Source organism: Arthrobacter sp. TmT3-37 (genome assembly GCF_054510835.1).
Genome location: NZ_JBTNDU010000002.1, coordinates 263806 through 283171, shown reverse-complemented (window position 1 = coordinate 283171; position 19366 = coordinate 263806). Strand labels below are relative to the sequence as shown.

The 19366-nt window shown below is 70.4% G+C and carries 18 protein-coding genes; 12 read left to right on the top strand and 6 right to left on the bottom strand.

Going from position 1 to position 19366, the window contains the following annotated elements:
* Positions 1–199: 199 nt before the first annotated feature.
* From ACX80U_RS04125 to ACX80U_RS04115, 3 genes are all read left to right on the top strand, one after another.
* A complete protein-coding gene (locus ACX80U_RS04125) occupies positions 200–1195 on the top strand; it encodes an SIS domain-containing protein (RefSeq protein ID WP_459267526.1) in 996 nt (331 codons plus the stop codon).
* A 92-nt stretch (positions 1196–1287) separates the two neighbouring features.
* Positions 1288–2217, top strand: coding sequence for a PfkB family carbohydrate kinase (locus ACX80U_RS04120; protein WP_459267525.1), 930 nt, complete (start codon positions 1288–1290; stop codon positions 2215–2217).
* Between the two features lie 3 nt (positions 2218–2220).
* Positions 2221–3378, top strand: a complete 1158-nt coding sequence (locus ACX80U_RS04115) for a substrate-binding domain-containing protein (protein ID WP_133082647.1) — start codon at positions 2221–2223, stop codon at positions 3376–3378.
* 51 nt (positions 3379–3429) lie between these two features.
* Here the strand turns inward: ACX80U_RS04115 and ACX80U_RS04110 are convergent, their stop codons facing one another.
* On the bottom strand, positions 3430–4551 hold the full coding sequence (locus ACX80U_RS04110) for an NAD(P)/FAD-dependent oxidoreductase (protein ID WP_459267524.1): 1122 nt from the start codon (positions 4549–4551) through the stop codon (positions 3430–3432).
* Positions 4552–4684: 133 nt separating this feature from the next.
* Between ACX80U_RS04110 and ACX80U_RS04105 the strand changes: the two genes are divergently transcribed.
* Positions 4685–5530: an NAD(P)-dependent oxidoreductase gene (locus ACX80U_RS04105; RefSeq protein WP_459267523.1), complete on the top strand. Its 846-nt coding sequence runs from the start codon at positions 4685–4687 to the stop codon at positions 5528–5530.
* A 50-nt stretch (positions 5531–5580) separates the two neighbouring features.
* Here ACX80U_RS04105 and ACX80U_RS04100 read toward each other — a convergent pair whose 3' ends face one another.
* From ACX80U_RS04100 to ACX80U_RS04090, 3 genes are all read right to left on the bottom strand, one after another.
* Positions 5581–7065: a CoA-acylating methylmalonate-semialdehyde dehydrogenase gene (locus ACX80U_RS04100; RefSeq protein ID WP_459267522.1), complete on the bottom strand. Its 1485-nt coding sequence runs from the start codon at positions 7063–7065 to the stop codon at positions 5581–5583.
* Positions 7066–7092: 27 nt separating this feature from the next.
* Positions 7093–7983, bottom strand: coding sequence for a 3-hydroxyisobutyrate dehydrogenase (mmsB, locus tag ACX80U_RS04095; RefSeq protein ID WP_459267521.1), 891 nt, complete (start codon positions 7981–7983; stop codon positions 7093–7095).
* A gap of 99 nt (positions 7984–8082) precedes the next feature.
* Positions 8083–9462 carry an MFS transporter gene (locus ACX80U_RS04090; RefSeq protein WP_459267520.1) on the bottom strand — a complete coding sequence of 460 codons (1380 nt, stop codon included), beginning with the start codon at positions 9460–9462 and terminating at the stop codon, positions 8083–8085.
* Between the two features lie 252 nt (positions 9463–9714).
* Between ACX80U_RS04090 and ACX80U_RS04085 the strand changes: the two genes are divergently transcribed.
* From ACX80U_RS04085 to ACX80U_RS04050, 8 genes are all read left to right on the top strand, one after another.
* Positions 9715–10164, top strand: a complete 450-nt coding sequence (locus ACX80U_RS04085; protein ID WP_459267519.1) for a hypothetical protein — start codon at positions 9715–9717, stop codon at positions 10162–10164.
* Between the two features lie 111 nt (positions 10165–10275).
* On the top strand, positions 10276–10920 hold the full coding sequence (locus ACX80U_RS04080) for a TetR/AcrR family transcriptional regulator (RefSeq protein WP_459267518.1): 645 nt from the start codon (positions 10276–10278) through the stop codon (positions 10918–10920).
* A complete protein-coding gene (locus ACX80U_RS04075; RefSeq protein WP_459267517.1) occupies positions 10917–12140 on the top strand; it encodes an MFS transporter in 1224 nt (407 codons plus the stop codon). The genes ACX80U_RS04080 and ACX80U_RS04075 overlap by 4 nt, the downstream gene beginning before the upstream one ends.
* An 88-nt stretch (positions 12141–12228) precedes the next feature.
* A complete protein-coding gene (locus tag ACX80U_RS04070) occupies positions 12229–13302 on the top strand; it encodes an acyl-CoA dehydrogenase (protein ID WP_459267516.1) in 1074 nt (357 codons plus the stop codon).
* Positions 13296–14663 (top strand): PIG-L family deacetylase, encoded by a 1368-nt coding sequence (locus ACX80U_RS04065; protein WP_459267515.1) that lies wholly within the window; start codon positions 13296–13298, stop codon positions 14661–14663. The genes ACX80U_RS04070 and ACX80U_RS04065 overlap by 7 nt, the downstream gene beginning before the upstream one ends.
* Positions 14660–15346: a glycosyltransferase family 2 protein gene (locus tag ACX80U_RS04060; RefSeq protein WP_459267514.1), complete on the top strand. Its 687-nt coding sequence runs from the start codon at positions 14660–14662 to the stop codon at positions 15344–15346. The genes ACX80U_RS04065 and ACX80U_RS04060 overlap by 4 nt, the downstream gene beginning before the upstream one ends.
* Positions 15347–15462: 116 nt before the next feature.
* Positions 15463–16689 (top strand): helix-turn-helix domain-containing protein, encoded by a 1227-nt coding sequence (locus ACX80U_RS04055; protein ID WP_459267513.1) that lies wholly within the window; start codon positions 15463–15465, stop codon positions 16687–16689.
* 206 nt (positions 16690–16895) lie between these two features.
* The gene (locus ACX80U_RS04050) at positions 16896–18059 is read left to right on the top strand and encodes a ScyD/ScyE family protein (protein ID WP_459267512.1); all 1164 of its coding nucleotides are present in this window, start codon (positions 16896–16898) and stop codon (positions 18057–18059) included.
* 180 nt (positions 18060–18239) lie between these two features.
* Here the strand turns inward: ACX80U_RS04050 and ACX80U_RS04045 are convergent, their stop codons facing one another.
* Both ACX80U_RS04045 and ACX80U_RS04040 read right to left on the bottom strand, forming a co-directional pair.
* A complete protein-coding gene (locus ACX80U_RS04045) occupies positions 18240–18647 on the bottom strand; it encodes a four-helix bundle copper-binding protein (RefSeq protein WP_459267511.1) in 408 nt (135 codons plus the stop codon).
* Between the two features lie 65 nt (positions 18648–18712).
* A complete protein-coding gene (locus tag ACX80U_RS04040) occupies positions 18713–19210 on the bottom strand; it encodes a PGPGW domain-containing protein (protein ID WP_133082633.1) in 498 nt (165 codons plus the stop codon).
* Positions 19211–19366 lie beyond the last annotated feature (156 nt).

Here is a 19366-nt window from a genome sequence, read left to right as displayed (position 1 = left end):
CCCTTTCCGCGTGGTGCGGATCACAGTAGCGCAAGTTTGATACCGGTACCAGCCCCTCGACCACAAAGATGCGAAAGCGACGGGACGAATAGAAGAAGCGCATGCAGATGGTTGACTCGCTCAATTTCTGCGTGCAACGATGTGCCGGTGATACCGGTATCAGTTTCGGGTCATCATCGCCTCCTCCGAAGGGATCGTCATGCTGAAGTTCGATGAGGACCAGTTCCTCACACGCGCACAGAGTTTCCTGGCCCTGCAGCCGCGCATAGAAGAAATCGTCGGAGGCCTGTCCGACGTCGAAGCCGTGTTCCTCATCGGGTCGGGCGGGACCTATGCGGCCATGTGGCCCTATGAGCACCTCCTGCGCCGGAACACCACGGTTCCCGTCCGGTCGGCCATCGCCGCGGAACTCGTCCTCTCCGGTGACGCCCTCCTCAACGAGCGTTCCGTCGCCGTGTTCGCCTCGGCCTCGGGCACCACCGAGGACGTGATCGCGTGCATCGAGTTCTGCCGGGCCCGTGGCGTCCGCACCATCGGGTTCACCGGCATCGCCGAGAGCCCCATCGCGCAGGCCGTGGACCACGCGCTGATCACCGAACCCGACGCCTGGCCGTTCGATCTCGGCCTGCTGCTCCTCACCACGCGGTTCCTCTCGGAGCGCGGGGAGTTCGCCGGCTACGACAAGCTGGTCGACCAGCTGCGGGCCGTCCCCCAGGCCCTCGTGGGCGTGGCCCGCCAGGCGGAACCGCTGGCGGAGGCCTTCGCGGAACGGCACAGGGAGACGGACTTCCACTTCGTGGTCGGCAGCGGCAACCTCTGGGGCCATGCCTACCTGTACTCCATGTGCATCCTCGAGGAGATGCAGTGGCTGCACACCACCCGGGTGCACGGTGCCGAGTTCTTCCACGGCTCCCTGGAGCTGATCGAGCCCGACACCAGCGTCCTGCTCTTCGTGGGCGAGGACGAGACCCGCCCGCTGATGGAGCGCGTCGTCGCGTTCTCCGAGAAGTACTCGCAGGCCACCACGGTCCTCGATACCGCGGACTACCCGCTCGAGGGCATCGACGACGAGTTCCGGGGACTGCTGGGCCCGCTGGTGATGGACACCATCACCAGCCGGATCAGCAAGCACCTCGAGAAGCAGCGCGACCACTCGCTCGACCTGCGCCGGTACTACCGCGTCGTGGAGTACTGAGCCGTGTCGTCCTGAGCCGACGGCGAGACCCCCTCGCCGGCCGGGTGCCCGCCACCCGGCCGGCGGCCCTTCCTCCGAACAGCAAGGCACCCATGCGCGTTCTCGGCTATGGCGACAATATCGTCGACCGCTTCATCGACCGCCGCACGTCCTATCCCGGCGGCAACAGCGTCAATTTCTCTGTGTTCGCGCGGCGCCTCGGAGCCGATGCGGGATATCTCGGCGTGTTCGGGGACGACGTGTTCGGGGACCTCCTCAGGGGGGCGCTCCTCGCGGAGTCCGTGGACATCTCACGCTCCATCACCCGGCACGGCCCGAGTGGCTGGACCAACATCCGGCTGGAGGACGGCGAGCGCCAGTTCCTGGACTGGAACGGAGGAGGCATCACCCTCGCGGAGCCGCTCCGGCCCTCCCCCGGGGACCTGGCGTACCTGGCCGGTTTCGACGTCGTGCATTCCAGCGTCTACTCGGGCATCGAGGAGCACCTGCCGGCCCTGCGGACCGCCGTCGCCCGCGTGAGCTTCGACTTCTCGTCCGACGACGACCGCCGGTCCGACACCTATCTCGCTGCCGTGTGCCCCTCCGTGGACCTCGCGCAGTTCTCCTGCGCGGACCTGAGCCACCGGGAGTCCCGGGACCTCCTCTCGACGGCGATCCGGTTCGGCGCCGGCGCGGCCCTGGCGACGCGCGGCACCGAGGGCGCCCTCTTCCTCGACGGGGACACGTTCTACGAGGACGGGGCGGAGCACATCCCGCCGTCGTCGATCGTGGACACCATGGGATGCGGGGACGCCTACCTCACCGCGTTCCTCCTCCGGCTGGTGCAGGCCGGCTGGTCACGGACGCACCGTGCCGACGCCGCCGACGTCGCCGCCGCGATGCGGGCAGCCGCCCTGTACTCCGCCCGGCAATGCACGGTGGAAGGGGCGTTCGGCCACGGCCGGCCGTTCTCCGACGCGGACCCGGAGGCTGCGCGCGCCGCCCTCGCCGGTCCGACCGCCCCGCTGTCTCGTTACCATTAGCCCATGGCGTCCGAGCATCCTTCCAGCAGCGCCCCCACCATCTCCGACGTCGCGGCGGAAGCGGGTGTCGGCCGGGCGACGGCGGCGCGGACCCTCGGCGGCTACGGCTCGGTGAGCGCCGTCGCCCGTGAACGCGTCCTCGCGGCGGCCGAGCGCCTCGGGTACCGGTCCAACATCCTCGCGCGGAGCATGACCACGGGGGTCACCAATTCGCTCGGTATCGTCGTCGCGGACATCGGGAACACGTTCTTCTCCGGCCTGATCCGCGGGGCCTCGGATGCAGCGAGCGCACGGAACCTCGACGTCATCGTCATCAGCACCTACGAGGACCTGGCGGCCGAGCGCCACGCCGTCGGCGTGCTCCTCGACAAGCAGGTGGACGGCATCGTGGTGTCCTCGGCCGCGGTCGGCGCGCCCGAGGCGGAGCACCTCACCGAGGCGACCCGCCGCGGGACACCGGTGGTCCTCATCGACCGACTGATCCCGGGACTGCACCTGGACGCCGTCGTCGTCGACAACCGGGCCGAGGCACGACGCGTCACGAGGACGCTCATCGAGGCCGGCCACCGGCGCATCGGCTTCCTGTGGGGACCCACCACCGATGCCGCGATCGACACACTGGACGGTCTCCTGACGGTCAACACGCGCAGCCTGTGGAGTGATGCCGAGCGGCTCCGCGGGTACCTGGATGCCCTGCAGGATGCAGGGATCCCCTACTCGCCGGCACTCGTCAGCACCGGGGCGAAGACCGAGGAGTCCGCGGCGGAGGCCGCCTCCGTGATGCTCCGGTCCGCCGATCCTCCCACCGCGATCTTCGCGACGGAGGCGGAGGCCCTCATCGGCGCGCTCCACGCGGTGCAGGATCTCGGCCTCTCCTACCCCGGGGACGTCTCGCTGGTGGGCTTCGACGACACGAGCTGGGCGACGGTCATGCAGCCGCCACTCACCATGATCGCCCAGCCCGTCGACGAGATGGGACGGCTGGCGGTGGAGCAGGTCGTGTCGCGGATCGGTGCGCCGGAGTACGAGCCGCGGCTGCACATGCTCCCGGCCGAGCTCATGCTCCGCTCCTCCATCGGACCGGCGCAGGCCATACCGGTGGTGCCGGCGCAGGCCATACCGGCGGGACAAGCGCAGGCGTCACCGGCGGGACAGGCCTGAGCCCTCGCCGTTGCGCCCTGGCCCGGGTCCCCGCCGGTCGGGCGGACCCGGTCAGGCGAAACGGCCCGGCCGGAAGGTCTCCAGCATCGGGTGCTTCCGCCCGGTCATGATCTCACCCGCGAGGAGTTCGCCCGCGATGAGCCCGAGCGTCGCCCCGGAGTGCGTGAAGGCGACGAAGCAGCCGGGGACGGACCCGAGTTCCCCGAACACGGGTTCCCCGTCGCCCGGGATGGGCTTGCGGCCGATCGTCCAGGATGCCGCGGAGAGCCGCGGCCGGCCCTCCAGGAGTCCGGCGGCCTCGTCGGTGAGCTCGTGGACCACCGCCTCCGGGATCGAGTACGTCCCGTCGGCGTCCTGCGTGATGCTCTCCTCGTACCAGTCGTGGTCCAGCGCGAGGGTGTTGCCCGGATTCGGCCGGACGGCCGCCCGCGGGGTGTTCAGCACCGCCCTCACCGCGTGGTCCACGGGGGCGGTGGTCACGAGCATCGACATCGGCGAGGCGTCGGGGATCCTGACGCCGAGTTCGGCGACGACGGCGGGCGTCTGCGGTCCGCAGGCCACCACGACGGCGTCCGCGGGGAAGGATCCCGCCCCGTCCGTGTCGATGCCGGTGGCCCGCCCGTCACCGACCCGGACGCGCGCGGTGCCCGCGTCCGTCACGAGTTCGCCGCCCCGGGAGGTGAACTCCTCCATAAGGAACCCGATCAGGTGCGGCAGGCTGACCCAGCCCTCACCGGGGTTGAAGATCGCCACGGGTCCCAGGGCGTCCCGGCTGATGCCCGGGGTGTGGTCGTCCACCGTTCCCGGGGACACCAGGACGGAGTCGTAGCCGAGGGCCCTCTCGTACTCGTGGCGCGCCACGGTGTCCTGGTCCGAGCCGGTGTCCGCCCAGTGCAGGCCGCCGTCGAACCGCAGCCAGTCGCGGGACGGGTCCGAGGCGAACAGTGTCCGGTACCGGTCGATGCCGCACATCCGCAGCTGGTGGTAGGGCGTGGCCCGCTCCCCCGCGCTGTTCAGCCAGGACAGCGACCGGCCCGAGGCTCCGCTCGCGAGCTCCGCCTCGGTGACGAGGACGACGGAGGCACCCTCGCGCAGGAGGTGCACAGCCGTCGACACCCCGAGGATGCCGCCGCCGAGGACGGCGACGTGCCGCGTGTTTCCTGCCGTGCTCATGGTCGATTCCTTCTGCCGTCGGTTCGCCCCTCGCTGAATTGGTATCGGTATCACAAAGGGATATCCAGAATCTATCGCGTGTCCTGATCCGGGACAATGGAGGGAAGGACATCGACCACCAACCGGAGGACTCATGAAGATCGCACTGCTCGGCGTCGGACGCATGGGGCACGAACTCGGCGTGCACCTGCTCGCCGCGGGCCACGACCTCACCGCATGGAACAGGACGGCGGGCGCCGTCGACCGCCTGCGCGAGGCAGGAGCCTCGCGGGCGAACTCGCCCGAGGACGCCGTCCGCGACGCCGACGTGGTCCTGACGGTCCTCTTCGGACCGGACACCGTCCGCGAGGTGGTGCTCTCCGGGCTGGAGATCCCCGCCGAGGCCGTCTGGTTCGACGTCACCACCGTCTCCCCCGAGGACGCGCGTGAGTTCGCCGACTACGCCGCCGCGGCCGGCATCCGGTACGTGCACGGACCCGTCATCGGGAGTCTCGCGCCGGCCCGTGCCGGTCAGCTGGGTGTCCTGCTCGGTGGAGAGCCGGGGGACGTCGACGTCGTCGAACCCCTCGCCGCCCTGTGGGGCGACGCCGAGCGGCTCCGTCGGGTGCCGACGCCGTCGGACGCCGCGACCGGCAAGCTGCTCGCCAACCTCGCCCTCGGCGTGACGCTGCAGGGCCTCGTCGAGGCGCTGCGCCTCGGCAGGGCCAACGGTCTCGATGCCGGGGCCGTGCTGGACCTGCTCAAGGGGACGGGCCTGGGCGTGATCGCGGGTATGAAGGGCCCGGTCATCACCGCGGGCACGTTCGGCGACACGCAGTTCTCCGCCGACCTCCTCGCGAAGGACGCGCGGCTGATGCTGCGCTCCACCCCCGATCCCCTGCCGGCGGTCACGGCGGTGCTGCAGTCGCTCACGGACGCGCAGCGCGCCGGCTCGGGCGACGACGACATCGCGGTGATCGCGAAGCCCGAGCTCGGCTAGGTGCGATGCCCGGGGCGCCGGCCGCCCCGGGCACCCGCATCCGCCGGCAGTCAGTCGACCTGCGGGAACCCGAGGTCGATCCTCGAGGTGGAGGGGTCCGGCCAGCGTGTGGTGACCACCTTGCCGCGCGTGTAGAAGCGGATGCTGTCCGGTCCGTACATGTGGGTGTCGCCGAACAGCGAGTTCTTCCAGCCGCCGAACGAGTAGGTGCCCACCGGCACGGGGATCGGCACGTTGACGCCCACCATGCCGGCCTCCGCCTCGACCTCGAACTGCCGCGCCGCACCGCCGTCGCGCGTGAAGATCGCCACCCCGTTGCCGTACTGGTTCTCGTTCACGAGGCGGACGGCGTCGGCGTAGGTCTCGACGCGGACCACGGACAGCACGGGTCCGAAGATCTCGTCGTCGTAGACCTTCATGCCCGGCTTCACATGGTCCACGAGGGAGACCCCGAGGAAGAAGCCGTCCGAGTCGAACTGCTGCTGCGTGCCGTCGACGACGACGGTCGCCCCCTCGGCGGGCGCCCCCGTGACGTACGAGGCCACGCGGTCCCGGTGTTCCGCCGAGATGAGGGGCCCCATCTCCGACCGGGGATCGGTCCCCGGCCCGATCCTGAGCGAGCCCATGCGCGAGCGCACCGCCTCGACGAGATCGTCGGCGATGCCGCCCACGGCAACGATCACGCTGATCGCCATGCAGCGTTCGCCGGCGGAACCGTAGGCGGCGGAGATCGCGGCGTCGGCCGCCATGTCGAGGTCGGCGTCGGGCAGCACCACCATGTGGTTCTTCGCGCCGCCGAGCGCCTGGACGCGCTTGCCGTTGGCCGCCGCACGCGAGTAGATGGTCTTCGCGATCGGCGTGGACCCGACGAAGCTCACAGCCTTCACGCCCGGGTGGTCGAGGATGCTCTCCACCGCCTCGCGGTCTCCGTGGACCACGTTGAGGACACCGTCCGGGAGTCCGGCCTCGGAGAAGATCTCGGCGATGAACACGGAGGAGGACGGGTCCTTCTCGCTCGGCTTGAGCAGCACGGTGTTGCCGCAGGCGATCGCGCTGCCGATCATCCAGAGCGGCACCATGGCCGGGAAGTTGAACGGGGTGATGCACGCGACCACACCGACGGGCTGGCGGATGGAGTGGACGTCGACGCCGGAGGACACCTGTTCGGACCGCTCGCCCTTGAGCATGTGGCCCAGCCCGGTGGCGAACTCGATGTTCTCCAGGCCGCGGGCGATCTCCCCCGCGGCGTCCGAGAGGACCTTGCCGTGCTCGCCGGTGAGGATCGCGGCGAGCTCGGACGTCCGTTCGGTGAGCAGCTGGCGGACCCGGTAGAAGACGGCGGCCCGCTTCGCCAGGCTCGCTGAGCGCCAGCCGGGCAGGGCGGCTTCGGCCGCGGCGACGGCTTCGTCCACGCGCGACGGCGACGCGAGGGGCACCTCCTTCTCCTGCCGGCCCGTAGCGGGGTCGAAGACGGGGCCGAACCGCTCGGCGTCGGTCACACGGGTGCCATCGATGTAGTGCGGGATCTGCTGCATGGGAATCCTTCGGGAGTGGGACGGTGCCTAGAGGGAGCCGTCGACGAGCTTGATGATCATGGAGCAGTCCTTGCCGCCCTGACCGTCGGCGATGAGGCGCTGGAAGAGCTGCTGCACGTGCTCGCCGATCTCGAGCGGGGTGTCGGTGTCGCGGGCGGCGGCCAGCGCGAGCCCGATGTCCTTGTTCGCCAGCTCCGTGGTGAACGTCGGCGCGAAGTCGTTGTTCGAGGCGGCGGTCTCCACGACACCCGGCACCGGGTACCAGGTCCGCAGCGCCCAGCTGTCACCGGAGGACACCGAGGCGATGTCCCAGAACACCTGCTTGTCGAGCCCGAGGCGATCGGCGAGCACGGCGCCCTCCGCGGTGGATGCGAGGTTGATGAAGAGCATCAGGTTGTTGCAGATCTTCGCCGCCTGGCCGGTGGTCGCACCGCCGGTGGGAATGATGTTCCGCGCCATCGGCTCGATGAAGGCGGTGGCGTCCTTCACCGCCCCCTCCTCGCCGCCGATCATGAAGGTGAGCGTCCCGGCCTTCGCCCCGCTGATACCGCCCGAGACGGGGGCGTCGACGAAGCGGAAGCCCTTGCCGGCGGCCGCCTCGTGGAGTGCCGCAGCGGATCCGATGTCGATCGTGGACGAGTCGACCAGCAGCGTCGACGGGTCCGCGGACGCCAGGACACCGTCGTCCCCGAGGTAGACGGCCCGCGCGTGGTCGCCCTTCGGCAGCATCGTGAAGACCACGTCGGCACCCTTCACGGCGTCGGCGATCCCCTGTACGGAGGTGACACCCGCCGCCTCCGCCGCTGCCACAGCGTCGGCACTGAGGTCGAAGCCCCGTACCGTGTGGCCCGCCTTCACCAGGTTGGCGGTCATCGGACCGCCCATGTTCCCGAGTCCTATCCAGCCGATCGTTGCCATCTCAAGCTCCTTCGCTCGTGGGGTCGTACACGGGAACGACGACGGCGCCGGTGCGCCGCCGTCGTTCCCCGGTCATGGGTTGTCATCCGCGCCGCGGTGCTACTTCTTCGCGGCCAGGAGGTCCGCCGTGCCGCGGGCGTCGGCCTCGTCGACGTCGAGCAGCGAGATGCCGCGGGTTTCCTTGAGCAGCAGCACGGCGACGACGGTGACGCAGCAGGCGAGCAGCAGGTAGACCGCCACCGGCGTCGAGGAGCCGTAGTCCCGCAGGAGGGTCGTCGCGATGATCGGCGCCAGGGACCCGGCGACGATCGAGGTGACCTGGTAGCCGAGCGAGACGCCCGAGTACCGCATGCGGGTGGGGAACATCTCGGCCATGATCGCGGGCTGCCCCGCGTACATGAGGGCGTGGAAGAACAGCCCGATGGTGACGGCCGCGAGGATGATGAGGTCGTTGCCGGTGTCCATCATGGGGAAGGCGAAGAAGCCCCAGGTGGCACCGAGCACGGCTCCGGCGAGGTAGACCGGCTTGCGTCCCAGCTTGTCGGAGTAGCGGCCGACGATCGGCACGGCGCAGAAGTGCAGGAAGTGCGCCACGAGGAGCAGCAGCAGGATCCGCGTGCGGTCCTCCCCCACCACGGTGCTGAGGTAGGTGATGCTGAACGTGACCACGAGGTAGTACAGGATGTTCTCGGCGAAGCGCAGACCCATGGCGGTGAAGACGCCGCGGGGGTAGCGCCGGAAGACCTCGATCACGCCGTAGCCCTTGGCCTCCTCCACGACCTCCTTGCGGGCCTCGAGGAAGATCGGGGCGTCGTTGACCTTGGTGCGGATGTAGTAGCCGACGATCACGATCACGGCGGAGAGCCAGAACGCCACGCGCCAGCCCCAGCCGAGGAAGGACGCCTCGTCGAGGACCGCCGAGAGGCCGAAGAGCACACCGGTCGCGAGGAGGTTGCCCATGGGGACGGCGGACTGCGGCCAGCTGGCCCAGAAACCGCGGCTGCGGCTCGGGCTGTGCTCGGCGACCAGGAGGACGGCGCCGCCCCATTCGCCGCCGACGGCGAAGCCCTGGATGAAGCGGAGCACCACGAGGAGTCCCGGGGCCCAGTAGCCCACCTGGTCGAAGGTGGGCAGGCAGCCCATGAGGAACGTCGAGACGCCCACGAGGACGATGCTCACCTGCAGCAGCTGCTTGCGCCCGTACTTGTCGCCGAAGTGGCCGAACACGATCCCGCCGATGGGGCGTGCCACGAAACCGACGGCGTAGGTCAGGAAGCCGGCGATGATCGCGTCCAGCTCCGAGTCGGCACTGGGGAAGAAGACGGTGGCGAAGACGAGCGTGGCCGCCGCCGCGTAGAGGAAGAACTCGTACCACTCGACGACGGTCCCGGCCATCGATGCGACGACGACCTTCTTCAGGCCCGACTGTTCGACGTCGGGCTCCTGCCGCTGCGGGGGTGTGTGCTGCGTTGAACTCATGCGGGCTACTCCTTCTGTGTCTTCATTGACACGGCTCGCCGTGACCGGCCTCCGCTGGCCGGTGCGCAGTGGGACACACCGGGGCGATACGAGTATTGCCGCCGCCGACGGACCGATCAACGCCGATTAGTGCACAGCCCTTCTGCATTTACGCACAGAGCGCGCTCCACGTGGGACGCGCACGACCCCGCGGACGATGCCGGTGCAGAAGATGCCTGTGTAAGTGTCGGCACGGCTGGGTACTGACGGAGTATGGCTACCCCCGACACACCAGGTCCCGACGCACACCACCAGCGCCCCGAGGGCGTCTCCGACCTCACGGTCGAAGCCCTCGGAAAGCTGTCCGAAGCACTCGAGGTCGTGGAACATGCCCGCGGCTACCTCTACGGCTTCCACCGGCTCACCGGCAAGGCCGACCTCAACCTCTCCGAGGCCGAGGAGCTCTTCCGCAGGGCGGGGCATCCGGAGATCGCCGACAGGCTCGCGAGCGAGATCATCGGCCGCAATGTGATCGAGGGTCGGTGGACGTTCCAGATCATGGAGGACTACGACGACCACTACTACTCCGAGTTCAAGGCCTTCGAGAAGGAGGCACGCGACTCCCTCGCGGAGGGCAAGCGCCACTTGTTCGAGGCGGAGATGAAGGAGGACCGGCGCACCAAGGGCCGGGAGCACCACGAGGCCCTGCCGCCGGAGGCCTGAGCCGGGAGCACCCGGACCGCTACTGCACCGCCTACCACCGCTCGTATGTACAAGCGTACGCATCATGCGTACGCTTGTACATAACTGGTGGACGGGCGCGAGGAGTGGATGGTGCACGGGCAGTATCTCGAGGACGACGCGCGAGCCCGCACCGCCGAGCAGGACGGGCCGAGCCGGCGAGGCGATGCCCTCGCGACCGGCGGGACCCCTCCCTCGAGTAGGCGCCGCCATGACCCCGGGCGTCGTGAACGCCTGATCGACGTGGCCCTCGGGGTGATCGCCGAATACGGCGTCGCCGGGACCACGCACCGCCGGGTCGCGGCAGCCGCGGACGTGCCCCTGGGGTCGATGACCTATCACTTCGCCGGAATGGACGACCTCCTCCACGCGGCGTTCACGCGCCTCGCCGGGAGGACGGCGGACGTCTTCGACACCGTCCTGTCCCGCGCCGACACCGTCGAGGAGGCGGGCGACGCCGTCGTCGGCCTCATCACCGGGACCACCCTGAACGCATCCGAGACGATGCTCGCCAGCCTCGAGCTGTACGCGCTGGCGGCACGGCGGCCGGAGTTCAGAACGATCACCGACGCCTGGATGGCGCGCAGCCGTGAAGCACTCCACGCGCATTTCGATCCGCAGACGGCGCTCATGCTCGACGCCCTGATCGAGGGCACCACTCTCCACCGCGCCCTCTCGCTGGACCCCATGTCCGTCTCCACCGTCCGCACCGCCGTCGAGAGGATCATCCGGCCATGACCACCCATTCATCCGCGCCGCCCCAGGAGTACAGCGCCCAGCGGCTCGGCCGGGCCCGCCTCGCCGTGAGCGCCCTGTTCCTGACCAACGGCGCGTTGTTCGCCAACATCCTGCCGCACTACCCCGCCATCAAGGACGGGCTGGACCTCGGCAACGCGGCCTTCGGCATCTCGGTGGCCGCCTTCCCCCTCGGTGCCATCACGGCGGGACTCGCCGCCGGCGCGCTCGTGCGCCGCTTCCGGTCCTCCCGCGTGGCGACCATGGGCACCTGGTTCATCGGACTGGCGATCCTCCTCGCCGGCATCGCGCCGTCCTGGGCCGTGCTCACGGCGACCCTGTTCCTGGCCGGTGCCATGGATGCCATCACCGACGTGGCGCAGAACTCGCACGGGTTGCACGTCCAGAAGCTGTACAGGAGGTCCATCCTCAACTCCTTCCACGCGGTGTGGAGCATCGGTGCAGTGCTCGGCGGCCTGTTGGGCGCGGCGGCGGCCGGCCTCTCCATCCCCCGCGGACTGCATCTGACGGTGTCCTTCGTACTCTTCAGCGCCCTCACCCTCGCCTGCTACCGCTTCCTGCTGCCCGGCCGCGAGCCGGTGGAGTCCGGCGGCGAACCGGTGGCAGCGACGGCGACGCGTGGCGCAGTGCGGCGCGGCGCGCTCGCCACGGCGGGCGTCCTGGCCGCGCTCGTCGTCATCGGGATCGCCGGAGCGCTCGTCGAGGACGCCGGCAGCACGTGGGCCGCGGTCTATCTCACCGACGCACTCGACGCGACCCCCACGGTGGCGGGCCTCGGCTTCGTGGCCCTCGTCGGGCTCCAGTTCGTGGGGCGGCTCTTCGGCGACCGCCTCGTGGACCGATTCGGCCAGCGCACCGTGGCGCAGGCCGGCGGGACACTGGCGGCCGTCGGCATGGGGACCGCCCTGCTCTTCCCGTCGATCCCGCTGACCATCCTCGGCTTCGGCCTGGCCGGGCTGGGCGTCGCCACGCTCGTTCCGGCGGCGATGCACTCCGCGGACGAACTGCCCGGACTGCGCGCCGGCACCGGACTGACGGTGATCAGCTGGCTGCTGCGCCTCGGGTTCCTCCTCTCACCTCCGATCGTGGGAGCGGTCGCGGACTCGTCCTCGCTGCGCGTGGGCCTGATCGTGGTGCCCCTCGCAGGCGTCCTGACGCTGCTGGCGTCACCGGCGCTGCCGAAGCGCGTAGCCACCCGGTAGCGAGAGCCCGGAGCGGCGGCACGCCGGAAGGTCAGTAGACTGCGAACATGCCGCACTGCGAGGACCGCTCCCCGAAACCTTCCCGCCCGTGACGCTGACGGGCGGCATCGCCCACCAGCCCGCGGGGTACGAACCCGAGCCGTTCCTGCAGTCCCTGCCCGACCGGGCCGGCGCCGCACGGAACTCTCTGCCCCGGGCCCTGTCCCTCGCCGCGGACCTCGGTGCCGCCGTGCCCCTGCCGGGATCAGGCCGGACGGCGGTCGCCTGGCAGGTCCTCACGACGCTCGCGTCCACCGATCTCACCGTGGCACGCGTCGTCGAGCCCCACCTCGATGCCCTCGCCATCCTCGACCAGGCCGGGCACGGTGGAGGGCCGGCGAACCGGGCGGGTGCCACCGGGACCTGGGGGGTCTTCGCGGCCGAAGGACCCGGCGTGGTCCTCGAGGCGGCGCCCGCACCCGACGGCGGCTGGAGCCTGACCGGTACCAAGCCCTGGTGCTCCCTCGCAGACCAGCTGGACGCCGCCGTCGTCACCGCACACCTGGCCGACGGCCGGCGCCGGGCCTTCGCCGTCGACCTCCGCGCCGACGGCGTCCTGCCGGAACCGGCAGGAACCTGGGTGAGCCGGGGCCTCCCCTCGATTCCCAGTTGCTCCGTCCGCTTCGAGGCGGCCCGCGCCGTACCCGTCGGGGAGCCCGACTGGTACCTGGCACGCGACGGGTTCGCCTGGGGCGGGATCGGCGTGGCGGCCTGCTGGTACGGCGGGGCCCTCGGCATCGCCGGGACCCTGCTCGCCGCGGCACGACGCCGACAGCCGGACCAGATCGCCCTGATGCACCTGGGCCGCGTGGACGCCGCCCTGCACGGGACCCGCACGATGCTCGCGGACGCCGCGGACGCGGTCGACTCCGGCAGGGCCTCCGGGCAGGACGGCGCACTGCTCGCGGCTCGCGTCCGCGCCACCGCCTTCCGCTGCGCGGAACTGGTGCTGGACGCAGCCGCGCACGCGCTCGGCCCCGCACCGCTCGCCTTCGACGACGTCCACGCTGCGCGCGTCGCGGACCTCCACCTCTACCTACGCCAGCACCACGCCGAGCGCGACGACGCAGCCCTCGGACGGCGGATCCTCGAGCGGGCAGACGCGGGGGCGGCGGCATGGTGAGCTTCACGCACGACGGCGAGGGGACTCCGGAGAGCCACTGGCGGAGATGGGAACAGGAGCGTGAGGCCGGCGGGAACCTGCAGGTCGAGGAGCTCTTCGACGGCAGGCTCCCCGCCCGGTTCCTCCTGCTGGCCGCTCACCCCGACGACGAGACACTCGGCGCCGGCGGGCTGCTCGCCCGGCTGTCCCGGGAGGGCGTGAGATGCGACGTCGTCGTGCTCAGCGACGGTGAGGCCTCCCACCCCGGTTCCCCCACCCATCCACCCCACCGGCTCGCCGAGTTGCGGCGCACCGAGGTGGCGGACGCGCTGCAGATCCTGGCACCGGCCGCACAGCTGACGTTCGAGGGCCTGCCGGACGGCGGGCTCGGGCACGACGACATCGCCGCCGTCCTGCGACGCGAACTCGGCGACGGCGACTCCCTGACCCTCGTCGCCGCCCCGTGGCGCCACGACGGCCATCCCGACCACGACGCCGCCGGCAGTGCCGCGGCCGAGGTCTGCGGTGAGCTCGACGTGCCGCTGCTCGAGTACCCCATCTGGCTCTGGCACTGGGGCACGGCGGAGGACTCCGCGGATCGGCTCGCCACCCTCTCGTTCCAGTGGCTGGACGCCGCCGACCACGGCCGCAAGGGCACCGCCCTCGCGGCGCATCTCTCGCAGACCCTGCCCCTGTCCGACGCCCCGGGCGACGAGACACTGCTGTCACCCGGGATCCTCGAGCACTTCGAGCGGAACTTCGAGTCCTTCTTCGTCACCCGGGGCTCCTCGACGTTCGAGCGGCTGCACCGGGACAGGGCGGATCCGTGGGAGGTCGCCGAGCGGTTCTACGAGCAGCGCAAGCGTGCACTGACCATGGCTGCGCTGCCGCGCCGCCGCTTCTGCCGGACCCTCGAGATCGGCTGCTCGGTGGGGGCCCTGACCAGAGAGCTCGCCGCCGTCTCGGACAATCTCCTGGCCCTCGACACGAGCGAGACGGCCGTCCGGCGCACCAACGAGGCCCTCATCATGGACGAGGCCGCCACGGCCCGGCTGGCCACCGTCCCCCGCGACTGGCCGCGCGAAGACGGACCGTTCGACCTCATCGTGCTGTCGGAGACCGGCTACTTCCTGACCGCCGACCAGCTCGACGCCGTCATTGATCTCATCAAGGCCTCACTCGATGACGACGGCGTGCTCGTCCTCTGCCACTGGCGGCACCCGATCGAGGGCTGGGAGCTCGACGGCGATGCCGTGCACGAGCGGGTCCGTCGGCTGTCAGGCCTCGAGACCCTCGTGCTGCACACGGAGGAGGACTTCCTCCTGGAGGTCCTCGTGCCGGCACCCGCGTCCTCCGTCGCCCGCCGCGAAGGCCTGCTGTGATCCCCGGCCAGGTGGCCGTCGTCGTCCCTGCCTTCAACGAGCAGGACTGGCTGCCCGCGTCCCTTCGGGCGATCGACGCCGCGCGCGTCCATCTCATGCGCACCATCCCGCGCGTCCTCGTGTCGGTGACCGTCGTCCTGGACCGCTGCACGGACGGCTCGGCCGCTGCGGCGCGCGCCGGCCACGGGATCTCGGTCATCTCCGGCAGCTTCGACTCGGTGGGGGCCGCCCGCGACGCCGGGGTCCGTTTCGCGCTGGCACGGTCACGCAGCGTTCCCGCGCGCACCTGGATCGCGAACACCGACGCCGACACCCTGGTCCCGCGCGACTGGCTCGTCCGGCACCATGCATTCGGCGGACACTCCGACCTCGTGCTGGGGACCGTCCGTCCCACGCTCACGGCCGACAACGCCGACCGGATCCAGCTCTGGTCCAACGCCTATGTACCCCGTGACGGCCACGACCACGTCCATGGGGCGAACCTCGGCATCCGGGGAAGCACCTACCAGGACGTGGGCGGCTTCGCCCCGCTGGCCCAGGACGAGGACGTGCACCTCGCCGAACGGGTCAAGGCGGCCGGGGCGAGGTGGACGGCCTCCGGGTCTCTCGAGGTCACGACGTCGTCGCGCACCAGCGGCCGCGTCCCGGCCGGGTTCTCGACCTATCTCCGGGGGCTCGTCTGACCGCGGTCGACGAGGTTTTCCCGATTGTCCGGAGCATCTGTTAGACAAGGGTGTCACGGATCGAATCCCGCGTGCCGAGCGGGCCGCAGTGACCACACTCTGGGGATGGGAGCTGTATGCGATTCGGGGAGATGCTGCGCGAGGCCCGCAGCGCCAAGGGGTTGACCCACGCGGAGCTGGGCGCCGACGTGTATTCCACGCATTTCGTCTCCCTGCTCGAGCGCGGTCTGCGCCAGCCCACCGCCGAGATGGTGCAGCACTTCGCGGACCGGCTGGGCATGGACGCGCAGACCCTGAACTGGTGGGTGGAGCCGCCGTCGTCCGACGACCCGGCCGCCCTCACCACGGCGATGTTGGCCGCGAACTACGCCCGTGACATGCAGGACGACGCGCTGGCGGCATCGGAAGCCGAGTACGCGGCGAGCATCGCCCAGGAGCAGCGGAACGCGCCGGCCTGGTGGGACATGTCGATGCTCCAGGCGCAGTCGCTGATCGCCCTGCGACGCCTGGATGAGGCCGAGGTCGTGCTGGTGCGGATGGAGAACTCCTCGCTGATGGTTGCGACGCCGGAACTCCGGTCCGTCGTGCAGGGGCGGCTTTCCACCATCGCCCGCAACAGGGGTCGCCTGGTCGAGGCCCTCGAGCTCGCACAGCAGTCCATGGCTTCGGCGGCGGACCTTCCCGACCAGTCCCCTGCGCGGCTGCAGGCCGCCTTCATCCTCATCGCCGCGCTGTCGGTGAAGGGGGATCTCGACGCCGCGTGGGACGTGGCGACGTCGCTCGACATCAGTGAGGGCACTCCGTACGTCCCGTCGCTGTTGGTCGCGCGCGGCGCATGGACCATCGGCAACGTCGCCTTCCGTCGCGGCGACGTCGAGGTGGGCCGCGAGCAGCATGCCCTCGCGGCGCGGCTCCTCCTGCCGCAGGCGGATCTGGAGAGGTGGGCCGATTTCCATAAGGCGAGCGCGAACTTCAAGGTGCAGGCCGGCCTCGTCGACGACTCCGTCCGGACCTCGATCAGGAACGCCGAGCTGGGCCTCTCGCTCGTCGGTACTCCTGGCCAGCGCCTCGAGCTCACCCTCACCCGGGCCGGATTCGCCCTCCTGACCCACGAGCTCGACACCGCCAAGCAGCTGCTCGACGTCGTCGACGGCCGGCGTGACCTGCTCGACTTCGAGTCCACGACGGAACTCGAGGACAGCCTCGGGCAGTACTACGCGGCGTCGGGCTCCACGGAGCGGGCCGCGCTCCATCTCGCCGAGGCCGCCCGCCTGTACTCCGACGCCGGGGCGGATGAGAAGGCCCGGGAACTGATGGACCAGGTGCGTTCGCTCGCGGTGTGAGTCCCACTCCTGCCCCACGTGCACCAATCACCGACTTTCTGCTGGAGATCGTGGACACCGGGCCGGAGCGGTCCTAGCATTTCGTCCAGCACGATGACTCCTGGGGGAACAGGGCCGTGCGCGCACCATGGCGGCCGTGGCCGCTACTCGGCGCTGGGGCCGGTCAGAGCGTCTCGACGATCTCTCGCACCCCAAGGACAACCACCATGAAGGGTACAAGCACGCCTCTTGTCGCGGCCGCACTCGCGGTCGCACTCACCTCCACCGCCGGCGCGGCACTCGCAGCGCCCACCTCCGTTCCCTCGCAGCGCAGCTGGGCAGTCACCGCAGGTGAGCAGACGGAACTCGCCACTGGCCTCCTCGGCCCCCTCCGGGTCGCGATCGGTCGCGGCAACACCGCCTACGTGTCGCAGAACTTCGGCGGACAGCTCACCAGCGTGGACCGCAACGGAGCCCGTGCCACGCTCGTCGACAGGCCCGGCATCGAGGTCGGCGGCGTCTCCACGAACCACGGTGAGGTGTACTTCACCGAGAGCGCCGGCGGACCGGGTTCTCCAGACCCGTTCGTCGCGAACGTCAGCGTCCTCGAGAAAGGCACGGTCCGCATCCTCGCCGACCTCGCCGCGCTGGAGACCGCCAACAACTACGACGGCGCCAGTTCCTACGGTTTCCAGGACCTCACCCCGGAATGCGCGGGCCTGATCGCGCCGGAGCTCGCCCCTCTCGCGCTGCCGCATGGAGGAGAGACGTACTCGCACCCGTATGCGACGGCGGTGTCGAACTCCGGACGCTACGTCTATGTGGCCGATGCCGGGGCGAACGCGGTCTTCACCGTGGACACGCGCCGCACTACGGTGAGCGCAACGGTCCTCGAGCCTGTGGTGACGGTCATCACCGAGCAGCTGTTCGCCTCCCTGGCGGAACAGGGAATCGTCCTGCCCGAGTGCGTGCTCGGCGCCACGTTCAACAGTGAGCCTGTTCCCACCGACCTCGAACTCGGTACGGACGGCCTCCTGTACCTGACGTCGCTCCCGGGAGTGCCGGAGGATCCCACGCTCGGATCGGTGCGCCGGCTCGACCCGGCGACGGGGGTCGTGGAGGTCATCGCGTCCGGCCTCACGTCGCCCACCGGGCTGGCCCTGGACCGACGGGGCAACATCTTCGTCGCCGAACTCTTCGCGGGCAGGATCTCGGTCATTGCTGCGGGGACCACTGAGGCTGTTCCCCTCCTGGAGGCGGTGCTGCCGGCCGACGTCGAGATCGACGGCAAGTACCTGTACGCCACCACCAATGCCCTGCCGAGCGGTCCCGAGCCGGCTCCTCCGGCCGGCGTCCTGCTGCGCACGCGCCTGGACTACAGCCGGCAGTAGCCCGATCACGACGACGCCGTGTCCCCGGCCGGTGGCACGGCGTCGTCGTGATCGGACATGCCGGGCCGGTCGTACCTGCGGTCCAGCCGGGCGCAGCCATGCCCGCCGACCGCCTGCCGTCCTGGCCGTTCAGATGGTTGACGAGGTGGTGCGGTACGCGACGGCGGGCAGCCGGGGCCGCTAATCCATCGACGCCAGCAGGGCTTCGCAGGCGCGCTCACACCGGCGGCACGCCTCCGCGCAGACGCGGCAGTGCTCGTGCATCGAGGCATGCTGCGAGCACTCGTCACCGCACGCTCTGCACGCCGTGCGGCAGGCCTCGAGCACGGCCCGCGTCAGGTTCGCGTCGTACCCCGTGTGCCGGGAGAGGATCCGCCCGGTCGTGCTGCAGATGTCCGCGCAGTCGAGGTCGGTCCGGATGCACTTCCGCAGGTCGGCCACCATGTCCTCGGCGAGGCAGGCGTCAGCGCAGGCCGTACAGGTCTGTGCGCAGTCGAGGCAGGCATCGATGCACTCTGCGAGCAGGTCGCTGTCGAAGCCGTCCCGGTCCAGTGGGTAGGTGTCGAGCATGGCGCGGGCGTCGGACATGGTGTGCTCCTCGGGTCGGTACTGCGCGAAAGGGACGTGCTGGGACGGATCAGTACTGGGACGGATCAGTGCCGGGACGGATCAGAGCTGGGACGGAAGCGGCGGATGCTGTAGACGATGAAGGCGGCGGCCAGCAGACCGGAGACCACGAGCCCCGATCCCACGCTCCATCCGCCGGGCAGCCACCAACGGTCGTCGAGGGGCCACCACCCCGGCACGGGAGGGTGCACCCCCCACAGGACGCCGAGCAGGATGAGGATGAGTGCGCCCGTGAAACTGAGCACGATGTTGCGGGTGCTCTTCACGCCCTGGGCTGCTGCCGCGAAGGCCTTCCGCTTGACGGGCTGCAGCCAGCGCCGCGCCCACTCGTACTGCTGTGCGAGGACGGCGAGGCCGGCAACGAGGGCCAGCAGCCCCGGGCCGGGCAGCACGAGGGCGGCGAGGCCGATCAGCACCAGCAGCCAACCGACCACGAGCCCGATGATGCGGCTGGCACCGTGGGGCCGCGTACGCCCGGCGAACACTGCACCGTGCGGACGCCGTTGTCGAGGAGGCCGAGCCATCAATAATTCCTCAGTAGGCTTCGCATTCCACTATCGTTGAACCGATCGACGCTGGTGGCAACACCCGGCCGCATCAGGACCGGGCCCTTGCCTTCGGGCCGAAATCGCGGGACCAGGCGCAGCCGACGCGGCGTCACCACCAGCAGGACCAGGGAC

Coding starts and splice junctions, on each gene's coding strand:
- ACX80U_RS04110 (WP_459267524.1), bottom strand. CDS start 4,551: ATGAGCACGGCAGGAAACACGCGGCACGTCGCCGTCCTCGGCGGCGGC.
- ACX80U_RS04090 (WP_459267520.1), bottom strand. CDS start 9,462: ATGAGTTCAACGCAGCACACACCCCCGCAGCGGCAGGAGCCCGACGTC.
- ACX80U_RS04065 (WP_459267515.1), top strand. CDS start 13,296: ATGGTGAGCTTCACGCACGACGGCGAGGGGACTCCGGAGAGCCACTGG.
- ACX80U_RS04055 (WP_459267513.1), top strand. CDS start 15,463: ATGCGATTCGGGGAGATGCTGCGCGAGGCCCGCAGCGCCAAGGGGTTG.
- ACX80U_RS04105 (WP_459267523.1), top strand. CDS start 4,685: ATGAAGATCGCACTGCTCGGCGTCGGACGCATGGGGCACGAACTCGGC.
- ACX80U_RS04085 (WP_459267519.1), top strand. CDS start 9,715: ATGGCTACCCCCGACACACCAGGTCCCGACGCACACCACCAGCGCCCC.
- ACX80U_RS04125 (WP_459267526.1), top strand. CDS start 200: ATGCTGAAGTTCGATGAGGACCAGTTCCTCACACGCGCACAGAGTTTC.
- mmsB (WP_459267521.1), bottom strand. CDS start 7,983: ATGGCAACGATCGGCTGGATAGGACTCGGGAACATGGGCGGTCCGATG.
- ACX80U_RS04100 (WP_459267522.1), bottom strand. CDS start 7,065: ATGCAGCAGATCCCGCACTACATCGATGGCACCCGTGTGACCGACGCC.
- ACX80U_RS04050 (WP_459267512.1), top strand. CDS start 16,896: ATGAAGGGTACAAGCACGCCTCTTGTCGCGGCCGCACTCGCGGTCGCA.
- ACX80U_RS04040 (WP_133082633.1), bottom strand. CDS start 19,210: ATGGCTCGGCCTCCTCGACAACGGCGTCCGCACGGTGCAGTGTTCGCC.
- ACX80U_RS04120 (WP_459267525.1), top strand. CDS start 1,288: ATGCGCGTTCTCGGCTATGGCGACAATATCGTCGACCGCTTCATCGAC.
- ACX80U_RS04115 (WP_133082647.1), top strand. CDS start 2,221: ATGGCGTCCGAGCATCCTTCCAGCAGCGCCCCCACCATCTCCGACGTC.
- ACX80U_RS04075 (WP_459267517.1), top strand. CDS start 10,917: ATGACCACCCATTCATCCGCGCCGCCCCAGGAGTACAGCGCCCAGCGG.
- ACX80U_RS04045 (WP_459267511.1), bottom strand. CDS start 18,647: ATGTCCGACGCCCGCGCCATGCTCGACACCTACCCACTGGACCGGGAC.